Source organism: Gulosibacter macacae, assembly GCF_003865375.1.
GTDB classification, from domain to species: domain Bacteria; phylum Actinomycetota; class Actinomycetes; order Actinomycetales; family Microbacteriaceae; genus Gulosibacter; species Gulosibacter macacae.
This window is the reverse complement of sequence record NZ_RQVS01000006.1, coordinates 66182-86997: the sequence shown is the minus strand read 5'-3', so window position 1 is coordinate 86997 and position 20816 is coordinate 66182. Positions and strand designations below refer to the sequence as shown.

19 protein-coding genes and 1 riboswitch are annotated in these 20816 nt (G+C 65.3%); of the genes, 10 read left to right on the top strand and 9 right to left on the bottom strand.

The features are described from left to right. Positions 1 to 34: 34 nt before the first annotated feature. A complete protein-coding gene (locus EG850_RS06245; RefSeq protein ID WP_124971591.1) occupies positions 35 to 1327 on the bottom strand; it encodes an adenylosuccinate synthase in 1293 nt (430 codons plus the stop codon). A gap of 123 nt (positions 1328 to 1450) precedes the next feature. Between EG850_RS06245 and EG850_RS06240 the strand changes: the two genes are divergently transcribed. Then, positions 1451 to 3445, top strand: coding sequence for a hypothetical protein (locus EG850_RS06240; RefSeq protein ID WP_124971588.1), 1995 nt, complete (start codon positions 1451 to 1453; stop codon positions 3443 to 3445). Between the two features lie 18 nt (positions 3446 to 3463). Here the strand turns inward: EG850_RS06240 and EG850_RS06235 are convergent, their stop codons facing one another. Further along, on the bottom strand, positions 3464 to 3904 hold the full coding sequence (locus EG850_RS06235) for a DUF3151 domain-containing protein (protein ID WP_124971585.1): 441 nt from the start codon (positions 3902 to 3904) through the stop codon (positions 3464 to 3466). Positions 3905 to 3988: 84 nt separating this feature from the next. Continuing rightward, a riboswitch (FMN riboswitch) is annotated at positions 3989 to 4117 on the top strand. Between the two features lie 100 nt (positions 4118 to 4217). Here EG850_RS06235 and EG850_RS06230 point away from each other — a divergent pair. From EG850_RS06230 to EG850_RS06220, 3 genes are all read left to right on the top strand, one after another. Next, positions 4218 to 5060, top strand: coding sequence for an ABC transporter permease (locus EG850_RS06230; protein ID WP_124971582.1), 843 nt, complete (start codon positions 4218 to 4220; stop codon positions 5058 to 5060). 45 nt (positions 5061 to 5105) lie between these two features. After that, a complete protein-coding gene (locus EG850_RS06225; protein ID WP_124971579.1) occupies positions 5106 to 6140 on the top strand; it encodes an ABC transporter substrate-binding protein in 1035 nt (344 codons plus the stop codon). Between the two features lie 186 nt (positions 6141 to 6326). Continuing rightward, entirely contained in the window at positions 6327 to 6968 is a 642-nt protein-coding gene (locus tag EG850_RS06220; RefSeq protein WP_124971798.1) for a TrmH family RNA methyltransferase, read from the top strand. Positions 6969 to 7096: 128 nt separating this feature from the next. Here EG850_RS06220 and EG850_RS06215 read toward each other — a convergent pair whose 3' ends face one another. Further along, complete coding sequence (locus EG850_RS06215; RefSeq protein ID WP_124971576.1) at positions 7097 to 7657, bottom strand: septum formation family protein; 561 nt, start codon at positions 7655 to 7657, stop codon at positions 7097 to 7099. 9 nt (positions 7658 to 7666) lie between these two features. Further along, the gene (gene pyrE, locus EG850_RS06210; protein ID WP_124971574.1) at positions 7667 to 8218 is read right to left on the bottom strand and encodes an orotate phosphoribosyltransferase; all 552 of its coding nucleotides are present in this window, start codon (positions 8216 to 8218) and stop codon (positions 7667 to 7669) included. Positions 8219 to 8274: 56 nt separating this feature from the next. Here pyrE and EG850_RS06205 point away from each other — a divergent pair, with 56 nt between their 5' ends. Continuing rightward, positions 8275 to 9111 (top strand): exodeoxyribonuclease III, encoded by an 837-nt coding sequence (locus EG850_RS06205; protein WP_124971572.1) that lies wholly within the window; start codon positions 8275 to 8277, stop codon positions 9109 to 9111. 94 nt (positions 9112 to 9205) lie between these two features. On the opposite strand, the gene EG850_RS06200 is transcribed toward EG850_RS06205, so the two are convergent. Beyond that, complete coding sequence (locus EG850_RS06200) at positions 9206 to 10606, bottom strand: serine hydrolase domain-containing protein (protein WP_185714961.1); 1401 nt, start codon at positions 10604 to 10606, stop codon at positions 9206 to 9208. A gap of 121 nt (positions 10607 to 10727) precedes the next feature. Here EG850_RS06200 and EG850_RS06195 point away from each other — a divergent pair, with 121 nt between their 5' ends. The 4 genes from EG850_RS06195 (at position 10728) to EG850_RS06180 (ending at position 13209) form a co-directional block, all read left to right on the top strand. Continuing rightward, positions 10728 to 11300: a nitroreductase family protein gene (locus EG850_RS06195; RefSeq protein ID WP_124971566.1), complete on the top strand. Its 573-nt coding sequence runs from the start codon at positions 10728 to 10730 to the stop codon at positions 11298 to 11300. A 382-nt stretch (positions 11301 to 11682) separates the two neighbouring features. Continuing rightward, complete coding sequence (locus EG850_RS06190; RefSeq protein ID WP_124971563.1) at positions 11683 to 12123, top strand: hypothetical protein; 441 nt, start codon at positions 11683 to 11685, stop codon at positions 12121 to 12123. Between the two features lie 33 nt (positions 12124 to 12156). Continuing rightward, positions 12157 to 12591, top strand: coding sequence for a hypothetical protein (locus tag EG850_RS06185; protein WP_124971560.1), 435 nt, complete (start codon positions 12157 to 12159; stop codon positions 12589 to 12591). A 21-nt stretch (positions 12592 to 12612) separates the two neighbouring features. After that, the gene (locus tag EG850_RS06180; protein WP_124971557.1) at positions 12613 to 13209 is read left to right on the top strand and encodes a hypothetical protein; all 597 of its coding nucleotides are present in this window, start codon (positions 12613 to 12615) and stop codon (positions 13207 to 13209) included. A gap of 286 nt (positions 13210 to 13495) precedes the next feature. Here the strand turns inward: EG850_RS06180 and EG850_RS06175 are convergent, their stop codons facing one another. From EG850_RS06175 to EG850_RS06160, 4 genes are all read right to left on the bottom strand, one after another. Next, positions 13496 to 14998, bottom strand: a complete 1503-nt coding sequence (locus tag EG850_RS06175) for a UDP-N-acetylmuramoyl-L-alanyl-D-glutamate--2,6-diaminopimelate ligase (protein ID WP_185714960.1) — start codon at positions 14996 to 14998, stop codon at positions 13496 to 13498. Positions 14999 to 15280: 282 nt separating this feature from the next. Continuing rightward, positions 15281 to 17425 carry an ATP-dependent Clp protease ATP-binding subunit gene (locus EG850_RS06170; RefSeq protein ID WP_124971796.1) on the bottom strand — a complete coding sequence of 715 codons (2145 nt, stop codon included), beginning with the start codon at positions 17423 to 17425 and terminating at the stop codon, positions 15281 to 15283. Between the two features lie 310 nt (positions 17426 to 17735). Further along, positions 17736 to 18296 carry a hypothetical protein gene (locus EG850_RS06165; RefSeq protein WP_124971551.1) on the bottom strand — a complete coding sequence of 187 codons (561 nt, stop codon included), beginning with the start codon at positions 18294 to 18296 and terminating at the stop codon, positions 17736 to 17738. Between the two features lie 132 nt (positions 18297 to 18428). Beyond that, positions 18429 to 18971 (bottom strand): TetR/AcrR family transcriptional regulator, encoded by a 543-nt coding sequence (locus EG850_RS06160; RefSeq protein ID WP_124971548.1) that lies wholly within the window; start codon positions 18969 to 18971, stop codon positions 18429 to 18431. A 200-nt stretch (positions 18972 to 19171) separates the two neighbouring features. Between EG850_RS06160 and EG850_RS06155 the strand changes: the two genes are divergently transcribed. Next, positions 19172 to 20761 (top strand): MFS transporter, encoded by a 1590-nt coding sequence (locus tag EG850_RS06155; RefSeq protein WP_235829230.1) that lies wholly within the window; start codon positions 19172 to 19174, stop codon positions 20759 to 20761. Positions 20762 to 20816 lie beyond the last annotated feature (55 nt).

The following is a 20816-nucleotide window of genomic DNA, read 5'->3' as shown; positions in this document are numbered from 1 at the left end:
TCGGCCCGAAAAGCGCAGATCGCGCAACAGCGAACTAGTCGCGACCGAGCAGATCGTGCAGCTGAATGATGTGGTCGCGGGCCGGCCCGGTACCAATCGCCGAGATGCGCGCGCCCGAAAGCTCTTCAATCGCCTTCACATACGACTGCGCGTTCCCCGGCAGCTTCGAGAAGTCGGTGATGCCCGCAATGTCATCTTCCCAGCCCGGGAATTCCTCATAGATGGGCTTCGCGTGGTGGAAGTCGCTCTGCGACATCGGCATCTCGTCAAAGCGCACGCCATCAACTTCGTAGGCGACACACACCGGAATCGTCTCGAAGGTCGAGAGCACGTCGAGCTTCGTCATCACGATGTCGGTGAAGCCATTGATGCGCGAGGCGTAGCGGGCGATCACCGAGTCGAACCAGCCGGTGCGGCGCGGGCGACCAGTGGTGGTGCCGAACTCGCCACCACGTTGGCGCAGCTTCTCGCCGACCTCGTCATCAAGCTCGGTCGGGAAGGGGCCCGAACCGACGCGCGTGATGTAGGCCTTCTGAATGCCAACGATGCGGTCAACATTGCGCGGCGAGACACCCGACCCGGTCGCCACACCGCCGGCGGTTGCCGACGACGAGGTGACGTAGGGGTAGGTGCCGTGGTCGATGTCGAGCATGGTCGCCTGACCCGCTTCAAACACCACGGTCTCGCCTCGCTCAAGCGCGAGGTTGAGGTCGAGTGCGGTGTCGGCCACCATCGGCGCGAGTCGCTCAGCGTACGAAAGCAGGTCGTCAGCGATCTCGTCGACCGTAAACGCGCGGCGGTTGTACATCTTCACGAGCAGCTCGTTCTTCTGCACGAGCGCACCCTCGATCTTCTGGCGCAGGATGTGCTCGTCGAAGAGGTCTTGGATGCGGATACCCACGCGGGTCATCTTGTCGGCGTAGGTCGGGCCGATGCCGCGGCCGGTGGTGCCGATGCGGCGCTTGCCGAGGAAGCGCTCGGTGACCTGGTCGAGGGCACGGTTGTATTCGGGAATGACGTGGGCATTGCCCGACACCTTGAGTCGCGAGACATCGACGCCGCGCTCAATGAGGTGGTCGAGTTCGTAGAACAGCACGCCGAGGTCGACGACGACGCCGTTGCCGATCACCGGGGTCACGCCGGGCGAGAGGATGCCCGAGGGCAGCAGGTGCAGCGCGTACTTTTCATCGCCGATCACGACCGTGTGGCCGGCGTTATTGCCGCCATTGAACTTGACGACATAGTCGATACGGTCACCGAGCAGGTCGGTTGCCTTGCCCTTGCCTTCGTCGCCCCACTGGCCGCCGATGATTGCTACGCCTGTCATGCTCAACCACTCGATTCTCTGTCGGTGGCGCGCAACACTACCGTCGCGCGCGGATGAACCAACCCGCAATATTAGCGCTCCAGGGTGACGCGGGGGCTGGATGCACGCAAATAGGCTGGCGGAATGATCGAGTACCGGGAACACCGCGGGTTCACTTGGGAGCTGCGCGAGTCGGCGAACGAGCTCACGTTCTTGGGCATCACGATTGCCTATGGGCTGGTTGATGAGCCGCTGGCCGAACACGGCACCCTGCGGGTGGCTGCCGAGCACCTGCGCCGTGAGTTCAGTCGGCCGCTCGAGTTGCCGGGCGGCGTCTATGTGCCCGAGGTCACGGTAGATCTGCAGCCAGCGATTATCGCGATTTGGGTGCGCGGGTCGCGTGCGGCGGTGGCCGCGGCCTATCGGCGGATGCATCAGATCTTTGAGCAGGCAACGCCCGAACCTGGCGCACCCATGGCGCCGGTGCGCGACACCGCGTATCCGCTGTGGGCGACCGATCTCACTGTGCGTAAGCCCGGCTCGGCGTATCCGCTCAGCCCGCTTGAATCCCCGCTCCCCGGCGCGCACGATCGCGCGGCGGCACTCCTGCGCGAGCTCTCGCCGCGAGGCCGACGTCACCAGGCGCTCCTCACGACGAGTGATGCATCCCTGATTGAAGAGCTCGATTGGCCACCGGGGCCGCCGGTAGTGCGACCGCCAGCCACACCGAAATCATGGCGCGACCAGCCCGGCAATGAGTTCGGTGCCATTCACGGCAGCGCCGACACCACGGCCTGGTCGTTCCTGTTGCCCCGTTCTGCCGATGGTCGCGCCGCCCACCGCGTGCTCGAAACGCTCACCATGCAGGCGGTCCCATCGCTCGCACCAGGAGCGGGTGCGGCGCAGTCGACCGGGTTCGTGCTCGCGGGCGAGGTGTATTGCGTGCTGCGCACCGAGCATCCGCTCTCAATCGCTCAGCGACGGCGTCTTGCCAACGAGATCTTGATCTCTCCCATGCCGGTCTCCGATCCGCTGCTGCAGTCGGCGGTGCACGAAGTGAACGAACACGAGCTCGACTCGTGGCGACGCCTCGATCACATCTTCGGCACACCCGAGACCGCCGAAGCCACCGTCGAGGGAGTGCGCGCGGTACTCAGCGCGGTCGGTGCATCCGTGCATCTCAAGCTGCCGCAAATCGAGGCGGGCCAAGGCATCGATCCGGGCCTCGCCACGAACGATCTGCCCTTCCTCCTCGGTGCACCCGACCGCAAGCCGAAGCAGCGATTCGTGCTCGTGCAGCGTGGTGGGCACAGCACTGCGACGGTACATCCAGACTTCCCCGCGGTACTCGGCCACAGCGGCTCCCTGCTCTTCGATGCAAGCCAGGACGGCTCACCCGCGGTCGCGAAGAAATCGGTCGATTTGGAGCGGCTCGTGCTCGTCGCAAGCGCCTCACCCGACGCTGACGATGTGCTCTTGCTCGTCGACGACCACCTGCGTGAGCTCGCTATCGCGCCCTCGCTCTACCAGCGCGATCGGCGCTTGCGCTCACTCATCACGCAGCACACGGATGGGGTGCCGCGAGTCGTCAACGACCGCCTCGCGCCGCTCGCCGCCACCATCGCCAAGGAGTCGAGCCGCCGCAATTTCGCTCGGCTCATGATTGGCGTTGGCCTCGCGGTGGTGGCCGTGGTGATCACCGTGTTTGGGATCATTTCGCCGAAGACGCCGAAGTTCCAGCCCACGGTGATCGGCCTGCAGGTGGGCGAGACGGTGCAATTGCACTACGGCACGCGCATCACGCTGCGTTCGGTCACCACCGAAGAACGTGGCGCGCACGGCACCTTCGATATCGCTCATCTTGAGTTCTGCGCCGGCGATGGCTCGGTGCCAGGCTCAGACACCGATATCGGAAACACCGAGCGCTGGTTCGATCCCGCCATGTACTGGCTCGAGCGCGACGGCACCGAGCAACCGCGAGTGCTGCTCTTCGACGACACGGAGTTTTCCTCGACCGAACTCCTCCCGGGCGCCTGCGAGGAAGGCACGATCGCCTTCCAGCAAACTGCGCCGGGAACTGCCGAACTCACCTATTCGAACTCGCGCGGCGACGAGGTCACCTGGCTGATCGACGAGTGAGTTCACACGGATGCGGTGCTAATTCTGGCGCGCGACCTCACGTTCGATCTCGCCCGCAGCTGAGGGGTCGGCATCCGCGAGTAGCGCCGTGAGTCGCTCGGGCTCGCCAGTTTCGCCGATCTCTTCAGCGGCCCGGCGCAATTGCCAGAATGCGCGCAGCACCCCGCGGTTCGGCTCGTGCGACCACGGCACGGGACCCTGACCGCGCCAGCCGTTCTTGCGCAGCGCATCCAGGCCGCGGTGGTAACCGACGCGCGCAAATGCGTACGCCTCAACGATTTCGCCGTTGCGGTACGCGCAGTCGGCGAGCTCTGCCCAGGCGAGCGATGAGGTCGGATGCTTCGACGCGATTGCCTCGAGCGCGCGCTCCTCATCGGGGAGGTTGGCGAGGTCGTCGAGCACCTCAGGTTCAGCGGGAAGTAGCGTGGCCGGCACACCGAGCAAGTTGTTCGCATCCATGCCCGGATGCTAGCCCGCGTGACGCAGAACGTCATGAAAGGGTGCGTAACTCGCGATCGCGGCGTAGGGTGGTCGCCACGAGTACACGTGCTCCGGGGTCGGTGAAAGTCCGAGCCGGCGGTAAAGTCCGCGACCCGCACCTGCAGTTTGGGTGTGGCTGATCTGGTGCAATTCCAGAACCGACGGTTAAAGTCCGGAAGGGAGGCGCACGTGCCCGACGGGAATCATCGATTCTTGACGGGCTATTCGGCATAAGCCGTTGTTGTTTCCTCCTGCGCATCTCCCCCGGATGACCGCGAAACGGAGGAGAACGATGACCGCACCCACGCCCCAGGCGCGCCGCACCAAGCCGCGCACCGAGCGTCGATGGTTGCGCTTCGCCGCGCCCGCCGGTCTCGCGGTGATCGTGCTCGCGATCTGGGAGACGGCAGTGCGCTCGGGGGCGGTCAACCCGGTGTTTCTGCCCGCGCCATCAAGCATTGGTTCGCGCCTCGTGCTCGAACTCGCGCAGGGCCCGCTCATCCCGCATGCTGCGGTGACGCTCGGTGAGGCGCTACTCGGCACGGTGTTTGCGATTGCGTTTGCGGTGCCGCTCGGCTATCTCATTGCGAGCATTCTCTGGGTAGATCTCGCCGTGACACCGTATGTCACCGCGTCCCAGGCCATTCCCGCTGTGGCCATCGCGCCGCTGCTCGCGCTCTGGGTTGGCTACGGCCTCATGCCCATCGCGATTCTCTGTGCGATCGTCGCGTTCTTCCCGATGCTCATCACCACCGTGCTCGGTGTGCGCGCCCTCCCCCGCGAGGTGCTCGAGGCCGCGCGACTCGACGGCGCATCCTGGTGGCAATCGCTGCTCTGGGTGGAGGCGCCGATTGCGCTCGGCAGCATCCTCGCTGGCGTGCGCGCGGGCATCGCGCTCTCGGTCACCGGTGCCGTGGTCGGCGAGTTCACCATGGGTGGCCGCGGGCTCGGGATGCTCCTCACCCTCTACCGGGATGCGAACGACACTGAGGGCCTGTTCACGACCCTCATCGTGCTCGCCGTGCTCGCGGTGGGACTGTTCACCATCATCCGTGTGCTCGAAGCGGTGTCGAACGCGCGGCGCCGAGCTTCGCGCGCCGATCGTCGTCGCGATGCCGTCGCTATTGCCGCGTAGGCGTCCTCGAATTCCACCTGCTCTTCAACCTGTCAAAGGAGACTCATGACGAACCCACTACTTCGCCGCGGATTGCGCGCCGTTGCCGTTGCTGCGGCGGCTACGCTCGCGCTTGCTGGCTGCCAGGCAGGAGCCGGCGAGCCCGGTGGTTCAGCACCGGCCGGCCCGCCGATCACGATCGGCCTCACGTATACGCCGAATGTGCAGTTCGCACCGTTCTATGTCGCGGATGAACTCGGTTACTTCGATGAGGCGGGCGTCGCGGTCGAGCTGCGTCACCACGGCGAGAGCGAGAGCCTGTTCGGCGCGCTCGAGGCTGGTACCGAGCAGCTTGTCTACGGCGGGGGCGACGAAATCGTGCAAGCGGTGGCTGGTGAGGTGCCGATCACCTCGGTGGCGACGATCTACACGACCTACCCGGCGGTGCTCATCGTGCCGGCTGATTCGCCGATTCAGACTGCGGCCGACCTGGCTGGACACTCGGTCGGTACGCCTGGTCCGTATGGCCAGACCTGGTTTGCGTTGCAAGCGCTACTTGACCGGGCCGGGCTGTCGGCGTCGGATGTTGATGTGCAGCACATTGGCTACACGCAGCAGGCGGCGCTCTCGTCAGGCAAGGTTGACGCGGTCATGGGGTTCTCGAACAATGACGCGATTCAGTTCGAGGCGAACGGCTTCCCCGTGCGCGTGATCGATGCGGTTGACCCGGCTGCGCCGACGCTGGTGGGTCCGGCGCTCGGTGCATCGACGACGCTCGTTACTGAGCGCGCGGATGATGTGACCGCGATTCTCGATGCCCTTGAGCGTGCCATTGAGTACGTTTCAGCGAACCCGGCCGAGACGATCGATATCGCCGCGAAGTACATTCCGACGCTGACGACGGCGGATGCGAAGGCAGCTGCCCTTGCGACGCTCGAGGCGACGATCCCACTCATGAAGGCCGAGACCGGACAGCAATTGCTCTTCAACGACCCGACAGTGTGGGAGTCGATGTGTGAGTTCATGCCGCGCGCTGGACTCATTGAGAAGCAGGTCGACTGCGCCGCCACCTTTACCAACGACCTCCTGCCGAAGAAGTAGCTCGGCTGTCGGCGGTGGTCTCGATCACCTCCGCTACGCTCCGGCACTCGACCACCCAGCATTGGCTGGTCGGGCGCGCCCACTCTGGTTGGTCGAGTGGGAGCGAAGCGACTGATCGAGACCACCGCACCCACCCATCAGCTACCGTCGATGAGCAACCAAGGAGGTCCCGTGTCCGAGCATCCAATGCCCGAAGGCTACGAGCAGGCCGAGCAGGAGCTGCCCGGCGTTGGTCCGTGGGTGGGCGAGTGGCCGACCGAGCCGCACTTCGACCCCGAGCTGCTCGCCAATGGCGACCGCCGCAACGTCATCGACCGCTTCCGCTACTGGAAGATGGAAGCGATCGTCGAAGAGCTCGACCGCGAGCGCCAACCCTTCCACGTCGCCATCGAGAACTGGCAACACGATATGAACATCGGCTCAATCGTGCGCTCGGCCAATGCCTTCGGGGCGCAAGCCGTGCACATCGTCGGCCGCCGCCGCTGGAATAAGCGCGGCGCTATGGTCACCGACCGCTACCAGCACGTCGAGCACCACGAGACCGTCGATGACTTCTTGGCACGGATGCGCGAGCTCAATCTCGAGGTCGTGGCCGTTGACAATGTGCCCGGCTCGGTGCCGATTGAGACGACGGCGTTGCCCGAAAAGTGCGTGCTCGTGTTCGGTCAGGAGGGTCCTGGGGTTTCAGCGGAGATGCGGGATGCATCCGGTCTCGTAGTCGAGATCACCCAGTTTGGTTCCACCCGTTCCATCAACGCTGCCGCCGCTGCCGCCGTCGTCATGCACGACTGGGTGCTCCAGCACCGCTACAACTGGCGGCCCGCGTAGGGCGGGGATTTCGATACGGCCTTCGGCCTACTCAATCAACCAGGGTGGGGCCTCCGCCCTACTCGACCCACCAAGTTTTCTGGTTGGTCGAGTAGCGGCGAAGCCGCGCACCGAGACCCTCGCGCCGACTAACCCGCGGCGAGCGAGCCGACGAGGTCGGAGCCGAGGGTGACCGCGAAGCAGCGGTAGTCGCGCACGCCCGCATCCCACTCTGCTTGCGAGCTCGGCCAGCGGGCCTCGATCATGAGCCCAGCGACCTGGCCGGCAGCATCCAGGTTGAGCGCGTCGGCAGCCTGGCAGGCGAGCATCGCGCGATCTGAGAGCGCATCCACCCCGGGCCATACCTCGCCACTAAATTGCGACGCCACCGGCACCACTGCATACTGCTCAGCCACATGCGGCTGCGCACAGTCGATCGGCACGAACGTCGCATCCCACGGCGAGGAAAACTCAGCCAGGCAGGTGCCGGCCGCGAGCGCCGCAACCGGGGTCACAGCATCCTCGGTCACCGTCGGCACCGGCGTGCGATCAGCCGGCGCCAAACCAAACGGCGCCCACTGCCAACCAACAACTCCGGCGGCCACGAGCACCACCGCGGTCAACGCGATCGGCCAGAGCCACCGCGAGCGCGGGCGCTGCTCCTCGCGCAGAGTCCGCCGACTCGTCGGCGACGCATCCCGCTCGCTCATTGAGTGCAGCTAGACCGAAAGACCGAGGTCATCCAGCCCAATGGCGTAGCGGTACGGGTAGCCAGCCGCCTCGATGCGCTCACCGGCACCGGTGGCGCGGTCAACGATCGTGCACACACCAACGACCGTGGCGCCCGCCTTCTCGAGCGCGGCAATCGCGGCGAGCGGCGAACCGCCGGTCGTCGAGGTGTCTTCGAGCACGACCACACGCTTGCCGTCGACCTCGGCACCCTCAACCTGGCGGCCACGGCCGTGGTCCTTCGGCTCCTTGCGCACGACGAACGCATCCACGATGCGACCCTGCGCGACACCCTGGTGCAGCACCGCGTTCGCGAGCGGATCGGCACCCATGGTGAGGCCGCCGACGGCATCTACGGGAGCGAACTCCTCAATAAGATCGAGCAGCACCGCACCAATCAGCGGCGCGGCACGGTGGTCAAGCGAGAGCTTGCGCAGATCGATGTAGTACGACGCCTTCTTTCCGCTCGTGAGCGTGAAATCACCGTGGAAAACGGCTTCGTCGCGGATGAGGTCAATGAGGGCTTGGCGCGCGTCAGTCACCCTGCCAGTCTAGCCAGCCTGCCCAGGCCAGCCCGCCGGTTCGGTACCGTAGCGGCATGCGCATTGCCACCTGGAACGTGAACTCCATCCGCACCCGCAAGGCCCGGGTTGTCGACTTCCTCTCCCGTGCCGATATCGACGTGCTCGCAATGCAAGAGATCAAGTGCAAGCCCGAACAGTTCCCTTACGAAGACTTCGAGGCCGCGGGCTACGAGGTCATCGCGCACGGCACGAACCAGTGGAACGGTGTGGCGATCGCGTCGCGCCTGCCAATCGACGATGTCACCGAGGGCTTCCCGAGCCAGCCCGGCTTCGGCAAGGCGGATGCATCCGGGGCCCTGCCGCTCGAAGCGCGCGCGCTCGGTGCCGAGGTCGAGGGCGTGCACGTCTGGTCGCTCTATGTGCCAAACGGTCGCGAGCTGACGCATCCGCACTATGACTACAAGCTCGAATGGCTGCGGGCGCTGCGCGCAGACACTGCGCTGTGGCGCGAACAGCACCCGGGGTCACCGATTGCGCTCATGGGCGACTTCAATATTGCGCCGCTCGACATTGATGTGTGGGATCGCGAGTTCTTCGAAGGCCGCACTCACGTGTCTGAGCCTGAGCGGGATGCGTTCCGCGGTTTCCTCGCTGATGGCTTCGTCGACATCACCCGCGATCGCGGCATCGAGGGCTACACGTACTGGGACTACCAGCAGCTGCGATTCCCTCGCAATGAGGGGATGCGCATTGATTTCGTGCTCGGGTCGCCTGAGTTTGATGAGCTGGTCGTGGATGCATCAATCGAACGGGATGAGCGCAAAGGCGACGGCCCGAGCGACCACGTGCCGGTGGTGGTGGAGCTTGATCTCGAGACCGAGCTCGACGACGACCGGCCGATGATTTTCTAGGGGCGGGCGTCTCGATACGCTTCGCTACTCGACGAGCCAGGCTCACTGGGTGGTCGAGTAGGAGCGAAGCGACAGATCGAGACCAGCGCCGCAACTAGCAGCGGACGCTGAGGGCGGCGTCGGCGAGCGCGTAGGCGATCGGCATGCGCGGATCAGCCCCGTAATCACTCGGCGAGGCCGTCCACGCGATCGTCACCTGGCGCACGCCATCCGGACTCGTGAACGTGAGCGAGCGGTAGCCAAGCCCCGAGCCAATGTGCCCGTAAACATAGCCTGGCTCCCCAATTTGCACCGCGAGCGGACCCTCGCCCGATTGCATCAGCGACCCCGAGGTCGGCTCGGGAGGATTCGTCACGCGCACCGATTCCGTCGCCTCGGGATCGAACTCGTCAAACGGTTCTGCCTCCTCGGTCGCCGCTTCGGTTTCGGGAACCGTTGCCTCGGCAGTCGCCGTGCCGGTCGCATCCGGCCCGGCCGTCGGCAACCCCTCAGCAAATGGCAGCAACGCCGCATCCCCGGGCGGGCAGGAATCCACGCGCGCCTGCATCCCCAGCCCATAGCCATCAGCACCAAGCGCGAGCATCTCGCCGAGCAGCTCCGAGGGCACCACGCGCCCAGTCACGAGCGCTCGCTCAAAGGTCGCGATCTCGCCGATCGTGGACTCGACACCGCCAGCCCCCGACCAGAGCGACGACTGCTGATCGGTGACGTCCACCCGAAGCTGATCCTCAACCCAATATCCACGCAGATGCGAGTCACCAAGTTGCTCGCCCTCGGGCAGGCTCGTGTTCGCTAAGCCGAGCGGCTCAGTGATCCGAACCCGAAGCGACTCGGCAAGCGGCACGCCGGTCACCTGCTCAATGAGCATCGTGAGCGCGATGTAGTTCGAGTTCGAATACGCAAACCCTTCCCCCGGCGCAAACAGCCACGGCTGGGCAAGCGCGAGCGCAAGCAACTCGGCATCGGTGTGGGGTGTCCGCAGCATCGTGTCGAGATCGCGGGGACCGGCGGGCTGCAACGCATCCACATACTCCGGGAGCCCCGAGGTGTGGTTGAGCAATTGCCGCACGGTCACCTCAGCGGGCGCGCCCCCGAGCACCCCCGGCACGAGCTCATCGACGCTGCTGTCGAGTTCAAACTCATCCTCGGCAACAAGCTGCAACACAATCGCCGCAACCATCGGCTTCGTCAGGCTGGCAATTCGGAAGGTCTGGTTGGTCGCGGCCGGCAGTTCCGATTTCAGCGAGGCCACTCCGAGCGCCTCCGACCACACTTCTTCACCATTTCGCACCTCGATCAGCGCGGCGGGAGCACCCGCATCCACGAGCTGTTGCAACAACTCGACCAGCTCGACCGTCTCGAAATCCGCGACCTCGGTGGGTCGTAGCGGCAGTGCCGTGGGCGAAGGAATTGAGACGTCGGAGCATCCGGCAAGTACGCCTGCAAGCACCATCGCGAGCGCGGCGGCACTTCGTTGCAGGATGCGGCGGGTCACGATTCGCAATCTTCGCACGAGCGCGTACCGCGCGACCAGACAGGAATAGTCCTTGCCCGACCGCGTTGCACTTCGCGTCACGCACGCATCCGTGACGCGCTCGAACCAAAGGAGCCCTTGCATGTCGAGCACTGCCCGCAATGAGACCTCGGCCCCCATCCACAACCTACTCGCGAACCGTTGGAGCCCGCGCGGCTTCGACGCCACGCATGTGATCTCGCTTGAGGAGCTGAACTCGGTGCTCGAGGAAGGCCGTTGGTCGGCATCGATGAGCAACTCGCAGCCCTGGCACTTCATCGCCGCGCGCCGCGGCACCCCCACCTTCGAGCGCATTGTCGCCTCGATGATGGGCTTCAACCAGGCCTGGACCCCGGCGACCTTGGCGCTCATACTGCTCGCAGAGCGCCGCGAGAACGAAGAGGGCGACCGCCTGCCAGTCGCCGAGTACGACCTCGGTCAGGCCGCGGCGCACATGTCGGTGCAGGCAGAGGCCCTCGGGTTGCACGCGCACCAGATGCTCGGTTTCCACCGCGATGAGCTGAACGACCTCGTGCCCGAGGGCTACCAGCCGTTCACGCTGTTGAGTCTCGGCCTGCACGCTGACGATGAGACTGTGAGCGAGAAGATTCGCGAGCGGGATGCCTCCCCGCGCGAGCGCCTCCCCCTGGAGGCAATCACCACCATCGACGCGTAGGGGCTGAGGCCCGGCCGCGCCGGGGCCCGGCCGCCCGCTGAGGCCCTCGAAGCGCCGAACCAAATTGTCACGCCTGAGCGATCTTGTTGCCCTATGCGCCTCCATTACGCCCAGGCGTGACATTTGGGTACGCGAACACGTCCGGCCCGCCCCCGCAGTGACCCGATTCTGCCCGCTGAGGCCCAAGCCCGCCCGCTGAGGCCCTCGAAGCGCCGAACCCGAGCAGTTGTCTGCCCTAACTGTCATCAGGATGGTTCTATCCCGCAATATTGCGGGATAGAACCATCCTGATGACTTTTCGGGTTCCGAGCCCGGAATCATGACCCCATCCTGATGACAGTTGTGGTTCTGCCCTCATTGGCACCCGGCGTAGGGTGAGGGCATGTCGACCGAACAGCCGCCGGCCGCCGGCGATGAGGAGCCGGACGACCTCGCCCCACTCCCCGATGACTTCGTCGTCCCCGATGACGCCTCGGCCCTCGAGCACGATCGCGCCGCCCATCGCATGTCGGGCTTGCCGCAGCTCGACCCGCTGCTCGTGCGTTCGATCTTCGCGGCCATCATCGTCTTCGTCTCAACCTTCGCGATGTTCACCGGCATCACCGCAAGCATGATGACCTGCGTCACCGAGGCCGAGTGTGCCGCGGCGTTCCCCGGCCCGGTGCCCTCGTTTATTGCGCTGTTCACGCCGCTCGTCACGGCGATGTTCATCATTGCGGGCATCCGCATCGCCAAGAAGCAGCGCACCCGCATCCTGCTCGTCACCGCCGCAATGATCGCGCCAATCGTGCTCGCGGCAACTTATTTCATGCTCATTCGCTAGTGAACTCAGGCCAATATCCAATAGCATCCAGGCATGAGACTTAGCGCCGCGTTGTCGGGCCTTGCCATTGCGATTTCAACTGCCCTAGCGCTCAGCGGCTGCGCAACCGCCCCCACGAGTGAGCCGACGACAACGCCCGCGCCGCCGGCATCCTCTTCGTCGGCCCCCACCACCGCGGCGCCAACAGCGACGACCACCGAGGCTGACCTCCTCAGCATGGAGGTGCCCGACTACTGCCCAAACTTTGCGCCGGGCATGCGACTCGAGAACGGCTCGCGCTCTTTCGGCGCCGATGGCGGCATGTATCTCGCCCATCTCGAGATCGATAATTCGCCTCAGCCGGTATTCACCGATCTCAACGGTGACGGCGTCGACGAAGCGGTTGCTTTCTTCTCGTGTCACGCCGGCGGAGTCTCGTGGCACGAGGTGCTCGTCATGGTGGGTCCTGGTGGGGCGCTGCTTGACTAGGCCGAAATCGAGCACGACAAGTTGAAAGCCCACGGCACTGCTCTCGAAGTCACCGCCACTGGCGTGCGGATCACCGTTGTCGGCACAAAGCAGGGCGACCCCTCTGGTGAATTCAGCTTCGACGTCACCGGCGCTGGCAATGATCTCGTGCTTACACCCACTGGCGGCGCCGCGAACGACGGTGGCGAACTCAATACCGGCGGTCTCGGTGATATTCATCTCGGCATGACGAGGGCGGATGCCGTCAGCGGCGGTTGGTACGTCGACGACGGCGGATTCTGCCCGCAGCCGAGTGACGCAGCGGTCGCGATGGGCGCGACCTATCTCTACTTTTTCGGTCCGGGCGACACCCTCTCAATCGTCGGCACGACTGACGCAAGCGTGCGCACACCTTCGGGTGCACATGTGGGCATGACGCTGAGCGAATTGCAGGCCACCTACGGCAGCCAGCTTGTCGCCCTCGACACCAACGTGATGACCGGAGCACCTGGATGGGGCGTCGCCGCCGACGACGGCAACTCCATTGTCTTCCAGATGGATGCGGGTGGCAGCGCCGTCGAGGTGATGTACGCGCAGAGCGGCCCACCGGCACTCAACCCGGGTGTCGGGAACTGCTAGTCGCATGGGTGTGGCGGGCGCTTCGAGTGCCTCAGCGCTCGGCGGGGTGGCTCTTCTCGCGGCACCAAACCTGACCGTTCGTGACAATCCCAGCCGTTCGTTCGAGCCCTTGCGACATACCTGACCCGTGATTCGAGCCATCGCGACAAACCCGACCGATGCGCGGGTCAGGTTTGTCGCGAAGGGTCAGGGATGCGAGTTGCGGGCGCGCTTCGAGTGCCTCAGCGCTCGGTGCGATGCGGCGACGGGCGCGGCGCGAGCGTCTCAGCGCTCGGCGGGGATGCGGCTAGCCGCGCGGGTCGAGGGCGCGCGGGTCGCGGCCCGCGAGCGCCTCGGCGACAGCATCGTGCTCGTTGAGGTAGATGACGCCAGCGCCATCACCCAAAATCAGCTGGCGCTCGTGACCCTTGCCTGCGATAACGAGGATGTCCCCCCGCCGCGCCCGCTCGACTCCCGCACCAATCGCATCCCAGCGATTCTCGATGAGTTCCCACGTGGCGGGGCCCGCATCGAGCGCGGGCGCCACATCGGCAAGCACGCCCTCGAGTGTGTCGGCCTTGAGGTCGTCTTCGGTGAAGATGACGTGGTCGGCGCCGTGTGCCGCAATCACGCCCATCTCGTGCCGCAGAGCATGCACCCGGTCACCGAGCACACCGTGCACGAGCGTGATCGGGCGATCCGACAGCGCCCGCACCGCGCGCAGGCAGGCCGCGAGCGCATCCGTCGTGTGCGCGTAGTCAATGATGATCGCGAGATCGTCATCGTTCGCGATCGGTTCAAGCCGCCCGGTCACCGGCTTCGCCGCCTCAAGCCCCGCGACGGTCTCGTCAAGGGAGTAGCCGAGTGAGAGCGCCGCGCCCGCAGCGGTAAGCGCATTGCGCACGTTGTAGTCGCCGAGCCAGTGCAGCCGCACGGGCCGGCGCGCATCCTGGTAGACGAGCTCAAATTCAGTGCAGAGGATGCTCATCCGCACGTTCTCGGCACGAAGCCCCGCCAACGGATCGGCGGCTGAAGTGCGCAGCACGGGTGAGCCGGTTGCTTCGCGTTCGTCAGCAAGGCGACGGCCCCAGGGCCCGTCAATGTCGATTACCGCGACCGACTCTGGTGCGAGTTCAAACAGCTTGCGCTTCGCGGCGTAGTAGCGCTCCATATCGCCGTGGAGCTCGAGGTGGTCTTCGGTGAGGTTCGTGAACATCGTCACCGCGAAAGGGATGCCGTCGGCGCGGTGGAGTTCAAGCGAGTGCGACGAGACCTCCATGATCACGTCGTCGACGCCAGCATTGGCGGCATCTCGCAACAGCGAGTGGAGGAGCGGCGCTTCGGGCGTCGTGTTCGGCGTCTCAATAATCTCGCCGTCAATGTCGAAGCCGATCGTGCCCATGATGCCGACGCGGCGCTGATGCGCGCGCAGAATCTCGGCGGTGAAATAGGCGACCGTGGTCTTGCCGTTCGTGCCGGTGACGCCGAGCATCCGCATCCGCTCATCGGCGCGGCCGTAGACATTGCGACTGATTGGCGCGATGGCCGCGCGCACATCGTCAACGGCGAGATAGGTGATGCCCGGGGCCGGGTCGGCCGGAAGCGCGGCGGTGACAATGACGCGGCTCCCCGCAGCAATGGCGGCGGGGATGAACCGGGCACCGTCCTGCTTAAAGCCGGGCACTGCCACAAACACGGCACCGGGATGCGCCTGACGCGAGTCGATCGTGACGGAGTCGACCTTGAGATCCGGGTCGAAACAGGCCGTTTCGCGAATAGCAACGCCCTCGAGGGCATCCGCTAGGCGCATCTCGCCTCCAGCAACATCGGGTGGGGCTGGGCGCCCCGCTAGCCCACCGATGCTAGCACCGGGGCGGTATGCCAGACAGTGGGGATGCCCCCCATCCTGCGCAACGGAAGTGGCCCTCTCGTGGCGATCTCCCCCACGCATGGGTGGGGTACTTCGCCACGAGAGGGCCACTTGGTCTCGATGCGCTTCGCTTACTCGACCAACCAGGTGGGCGCTCGCGCTTACTCGACCAACCAGCGTTTGGTTGGTCGAGTAGCCGAAGGCGTATCGAGACCGCGCCAGCTACTCGCCGACGGTCGTGAGCGTGAGCCCGGCGCCGTCTGACGCCACCGCGACCTTCACGGTGTCGCCGTCGTGCACCGACCCGGCCAAGATCGCGCGAGCCAGGCGGTCGTCAATCTCTTGCTGCATCAGGCGACGCAGCGGGCGCGCACCGTAGATCGGGTCGTACCCGCGCTCGGCGAGCCACTCGCGTGCATCCGCGTCAACCTCAATGCGCAGGCGACGTTCGGCCAAGCGACGCTCAAGCGTGGCCACATTGAGGCCAACGATCTTCGCGAGCTGGTCGGGTGCCAGCGCATCAAACACAACGATCTCGTCGAGGCGGTTCACGAACTCGGGCTTGAACGAACGGCGCACCGTCGCCATCACCTCATCATGCTTCTGCGCCGTCGACAGCGTCGGGTCGACGAGATACTGCGAACCGAGGTTCGAAGTGAGAATCAGGATGGTGTTGCGGAAGTCGACCGTGCGGCCCTGACCGTCGGTCAAGCGTCCGTCGTCGAGCACCTGCAGCAGCACATCGAACACCTCGGGGTGGGCCTTTTCGACCTCGTCGAAGAGCACCACCGAGTAGGGCCGACGCCGCACCGCTTCGGTGAGCTGGCCGCCCTGTTCGTAGCCGACGTAGCCGGGAGGAGCACCGACAAGGCGCGCCACCGAGTGCTTCTCGCCGTACTCCGACATGTCGATGCGCACCATGGCGTGTTCGTCGTCAAAGAGCAGCTCGGCGAGCGCCTTCGCGAGTTCGGTCTTACCAACGCCAGTGGGGCCAAGGAAGAGGAACGAGCCGGTCGGCTTCGTCGGGTCGCTCACGCCCGCACGCGAGCGGCGAATCGCATCCGACACCGCGGTCACGGCCGCGTTCTGGCCGATGACGCGCTCATGCAACTGGTCTTCGAGGTGCAAGAGCTTCTCGCGTTCCGATTGCATGAGGCGGCCAACCGGAATACCCGTCCACGCCGCCACGACACCAGCGATATCGCTCTCGGTGACGTGGTCGTTCACGAGCGGCGTCTCAGCACTCTCGGCGGCCTCAGCATCGCGCAGCTGCTGCTGCAGCCCCGGCAATTCTCCATACAGGATGCGGCTTGCCATCTCGAGATTGCCCTCACGCTGCGCCTTATCGGCACGGATGCGGGCATCGTCGAGCTTCGCCTTGAGGTCACCGACGCGGTTGAGGTTCGCCCGCTCGGCGTCCCAGCGCGTCTGCAGCTCGGTGAGTTCATCCCGCATGTTCTGCATCTGCTCACGCAGGTTCGCGAGACGCTCTTTCGAAGCGTCGTCGTGTTCCTTCTTCAGCGCGAGCTCTTCGAGCTTCATGCGGTCGACCTGGCGCTTCAGCGTGTCGATCTCGATCGGCGAGGAGTCGATCTCCATGCGCAGCCGCGAGGCGGCTTCGTCGATGAGGTCGATGGCCTTGTCGGGCAGCTGTCGCGAGGCAATGTAGCGGTTCGAGAGGGATGCGGCAGCTACGAGCGCCGAGTCACTAATCGCGACCTTGTGGTGCGCTTCGTAGCGTTCTTTGAGGCCGCGCAGGATGGCGATGGTGTCTTCGACACTTGGCTCGCCCACGTAGACCTGCTGGAAACGGCGCTCGAGCGCCGAGTCGGCCTCGATGAACTCGCGGTACTCGTCGAGCGTGGTGGCGCCGATGAGTCGCAGTTCGCCGCGCGCGAGCATCGGCTTCAACATATTGGATGCGCTGACGCTCGATTCGCCGCCACCTGCGCCCATGAGCGTGTGCAGCTCGTCGATGAAGGTGATGATGCGGCCTTCAGATTCCTTGATCTCTTGCAGCACCGCCTTCATGCGCTCTTCAAAGTCGCCGCGGTACTTCGCGCCGGCGAGGATCGCCGAAATGTCGATCGAGATGAGGTCGCGGTCTTTCAGCGATTCGGGCACGTCACCCGCGACGATGCGCTGGGCGAGGCCTTCAACGACGGCGGTCTTGCCGACGCCGGGTTCACCGATGAGGACCGGGTTGTTTTTCGTGCGACGCGTGAGCACCTGGCTGACGCGTCGAATTTCGGAGTCACGACCGATCACCGGGTCGAGTTTGCCCGTGCGGGCGATCTCGGTGAGGTTGACACCGTATTTTTCTAGTGCGCTCTGCGATTCCTCGTCGGGAGTCGGCGCGCCCTGCATATTGGCCAAATTGGTCTCCTTCCGATGGCCTCGGGGATTGATTATTGAGTGAAGTCACACTCAACTACCTGAGTCGAGATGACTCAAGTTTAGATCATTCCCCGAAACACACCAGGGGGATGCGCTTCCTCACGGCAAAGACTCAGCCTCGGCGAGTCGTCGCATCCGACCGAGGTACCAGCGCACGAGCAAGGCAATTCCAGCCAGGATCGCCGTGCCGCCACCACCGACGCCGAGACCAAGCACGGCGGGGTCAACGCCGGTGATGCCGAGGGCGTCGGCCAGCGCTGATTGCCCAGTCAGCCCCGGGCTACCACCATGGCCACTTACTGCGGCCGCGTTGCCACGGCTGACAGTACTCGCACCGGCAGCCGAACTCACCACCTGGGTCGCTCAGCGCCGGTCGAACGCAATTCGATGACTCCCGGGTAGCTCGTGCCCGGTTGGTAGCCCAGATGGGTTCGTGCGGCAGGTTCGAGACGGCCGGGGCGGCGTGCCAGGTTTCGCCCGCGTTGCCCAGGAACGCAAGCTCGGGTGCATCCTGGGGCACGGTGAACAGGAACGTCGGCCGACCTTGGCGGTCGTAGCCGTGGCCGAGCGAGTTGATCGTGTTGTCGATGGAATGCACGGCCGAGCCAATGCCGGCACGCAGGTCAAAGCCACCGTCAGCCCAGTAGACCTTGGGGCTGTCCACGTGCGCGCGTTCAGCGACGATGAATCCGTGGTCGTCGGGCGGGCTTGCGGCTGCGCTCGCAGCTTGAATGCTTGGGCTGGCGGCGAGTGCGCTGCCAGCGGCGGGGAATACCGCGGCTGCCGCGAGTGCGCAGAGCACTCCGGCAACGGCGGCACCCCGAATACGGGTGCGAAGCATGGGGATCTTTCCAGCGCCTCGGGCGCGATGTTACGTGACTCACGCGGTACGAGATTTCTACTAATGACTATCATTCTCATTACCGGGTGGCAACTTTGCCGAGTGCCAGACGGTCCGCGATACCCTGCCGCGCTAGCGCGGGTCGAGCTTGTCGACCTGGGCGAGCAATTGCGCAACGAGTGCCTGGCGCGCATCCTCGCCCTCGGGCAAGAGCCCGATTGCGGCGAGGTGATAGAGCCCCTCGCCCATATTCCACACCGCCGCGGCAACACCCTCGTCGCCAACATCATCACGAATGGCCGCGCGCCACTGCTCGAGCACCTCGCGCATCGCGGTGCGGGCGGCATCATTGCCCGATTGCGTGAGTCGCACGGCGGCCTGAATCGCGTAGTCGTAGTCAGTGCCTTCAAAGAGCGAGGTGCGGATATACATGCGCGCCGCCCCTTCGGGTGCCGCCCGCATCGACTCGACCTCGCTGGCCGCAAGTTCACGAAGCAGGTCAAGCGAGGCAGTGATGAGCGCCTCGCGACTGCGGAAGTGATAGAGCAAGCCGCCGCGCGAAATGCCCGCCTTGGCCGCCACGGCTTCAATCGTCGCGGCCCGATCACCGCCATCCACGACGAGGTGGATGAACGCTTGCAGTGCCCGATCGCGGGCGTGGGGTGGGCGGGCCATCGGGTCCTTTCACGTGAGTAGCGACACCAGCATCCGCAACAGGATGCGGTTCGTTCGATTGTTTCACAGCCGTTCAGATCGCCCCTTCCAAACTATACCGGTTGTCCGGTACAGTTACTCGAGTCACGCGGCGAGTGCCGCATCCCAATGACTCGAACCCACAAGCCTTACTCGAACCCACAAGACTGAGGAACCCCATCGTGTCCCCGCAGATCCGCAACGGCTGGCTTGCCTTCGCCGTGCTTCTCATCCCCGTGGTGCTCGTCGGCGCCTCGACGACCGCGCTGAGCTTTGCCATGCCCGCGATCTCCGAGGCCCTCCAGCCCACCGGCACCGAACTGCTCTGGATCGTCGACGTCTACCCGCTCGTCCTCGCGGGTCTACTCATCCCGATGGGGTCGCTCGGCGACCGCTTTGGCCGCAAGCGCATCCTGATCATCGGCGCGCTCGGCTTCGCACTCATCTCAGCCGTTGCCGAATTTGCGCCGAACGCGAGCTGGCTCATCGCCGCCCGCGCCGCAACGGGCCTGTTCGGCTCGATGCTGCTGCCAGCGACGCTCGCGCTCATCGGCACCATCTTCATCTCGGCCCGCGCCCGCTCCATGGCCATCGCCATCTGGTCGGCGGTCTTCTCGGCGGCTGCCGCCGCTGGTCCCATTATTGGTGGCGTGCTCCTCGACCACTTCCCGTGGACCTCGATCTTGCTCGTCGGCGTGCCGTTCTCGGTGCTCTTCCTCGCGTTCGCGTGGCTCCTCCCCGAGGCGCGCGACCCGAAGGCTGGCCGCGTCGACGTCGTATCGGCCGCGCTCGCGATGATCGCGATGATCGCGCTCGTCTACGGCATCAAGACCTTCGCCACCGGCGGGGATGCTTGGCTCGGCACCGCCGCGCTCGGCATCGGCGTTGGCCTCGGCACGCTCTTTGTGCGTCGCCAGCGCGTACTCACGCATCCAATGCTCGATCTCGAACTCTTCCGCAAGCCCGCGTTCGGTGGCGGCCTCATCATCAACATCGTCACGAACGTTGCCGAGTACGGCATGATCTTCATGATCACCCTGCATCTGCAGATCATCACCGGCATGCCGACGACCCTCGCGGGCATCGCACTGCTCCCCGCTGCCGGCATGATCATCCTTGCGACGCTCGCCGTGCCGTTCGTGAAGTCGCGGATTGGTGGCGCGAAGACGATCGTGCTCGGCCTCGTCATCGGCTCGATTGGTTACGGCATCGTCGCCATCTGGGGCGTGACTACCTCACCGTGGCCCTGGCTCATCGGCCTCGTCGTGCTCGGCCTTGGCCTCGGCCTCGCGTGGACCACTTCGACCGAACTCGTCGTTACCTCGGCGCCGGTCGAGAAGTCAGGTGCCGCATCAGCTGCATCCGAGACCGGCTTTGAACTCGGCGCGGTGCTCGGCACCGCGATCATCGGCGGGTTCGCGACGGCGCTCTATCAGCGCTTCCTCGTGTTGCCGCAGTGGTTGGCGGATGCGGATGCTGCCGCCGCGCGCGAAACGCTCGGTGCCGCGGCGCACATTGCCCGCGAAGCCGGCGCCAAGGGTGCGGAGTTGCAGGCGGCAGCCGCCACCGCCTTCACCTCGGCCGAGCAGATCACTTCGATCATCACTGGCGCGGCACTGCTGGCGACCGCCCTGGTCGTCACCTTCGCGGGCAGGATGCTACGCAAGCGCGGCGTCGCTGGTGCAGCTCCGGTTGCCGGCGAGCGTGAGTCGAGCGAGGCTGAGCAACAGGAGCCTCTCCCGACCGACCGCATCCCAGTCGCCGCGAACTAACGTGGACTAGGCTTAAGCGATTGGGCTGACGTTACAAAAACTCCACAACAAATCA

Bases quoted from the DNA above. Each gene is read 5' to 3' on its own strand.
- EG850_RS06245 (WP_124971591.1), bottom strand. From the start codon at position 1,327: ATGACAGGCGTAGCAATCATCGGCGGCCAGTGGGGCGACGAAGGCAAG.
- EG850_RS06240 (WP_124971588.1), top strand. From the start codon at position 1,451: ATGATCGAGTACCGGGAACACCGCGGGTTCACTTGGGAGCTGCGCGAG.
- EG850_RS06235 (WP_124971585.1), bottom strand. From the start codon at position 3,904: ATGGATGCGAACAACTTGCTCGGTGTGCCGGCCACGCTACTTCCCGCT.
- EG850_RS06230 (WP_124971582.1), top strand. From the start codon at position 4,218: ATGACCGCACCCACGCCCCAGGCGCGCCGCACCAAGCCGCGCACCGAG.
- EG850_RS06225 (WP_124971579.1), top strand. From the start codon at position 5,106: ATGACGAACCCACTACTTCGCCGCGGATTGCGCGCCGTTGCCGTTGCT.
- EG850_RS06220 (WP_124971798.1), top strand. From the start codon at position 6,327: ATGCCCGAAGGCTACGAGCAGGCCGAGCAGGAGCTGCCCGGCGTTGGT.
- EG850_RS06215 (WP_124971576.1), bottom strand. From the start codon at position 7,657: ATGAGCGAGCGGGATGCGTCGCCGACGAGTCGGCGGACTCTGCGCGAG.
- EG850_RS06205 (WP_124971572.1), top strand. From the start codon at position 8,275: ATGCGCATTGCCACCTGGAACGTGAACTCCATCCGCACCCGCAAGGCC.
- EG850_RS06195 (WP_124971566.1), top strand. From the start codon at position 10,728: ATGTCGAGCACTGCCCGCAATGAGACCTCGGCCCCCATCCACAACCTA.
- EG850_RS06190 (WP_124971563.1), top strand. From the start codon at position 11,683: ATGTCGACCGAACAGCCGCCGGCCGCCGGCGATGAGGAGCCGGACGAC.
- EG850_RS06185 (WP_124971560.1), top strand. From the start codon at position 12,157: ATGAGACTTAGCGCCGCGTTGTCGGGCCTTGCCATTGCGATTTCAACT.
- EG850_RS06175 (WP_185714960.1), bottom strand. From the start codon at position 14,998: ATGCGCCTAGCGGATGCCCTCGAGGGCGTTGCTATTCGCGAAACGGCC.
- EG850_RS06170 (WP_124971796.1), bottom strand. From the start codon at position 17,425: ATGCAGGGCGCGCCGACTCCCGACGAGGAATCGCAGAGCGCACTAGAA.
- EG850_RS06165 (WP_124971551.1), bottom strand. From the start codon at position 18,296: ATGCTTCGCACCCGTATTCGGGGTGCCGCCGTTGCCGGAGTGCTCTGC.
- EG850_RS06160 (WP_124971548.1), bottom strand. From the start codon at position 18,971: ATGGCCCGCCCACCCCACGCCCGCGATCGGGCACTGCAAGCGTTCATC.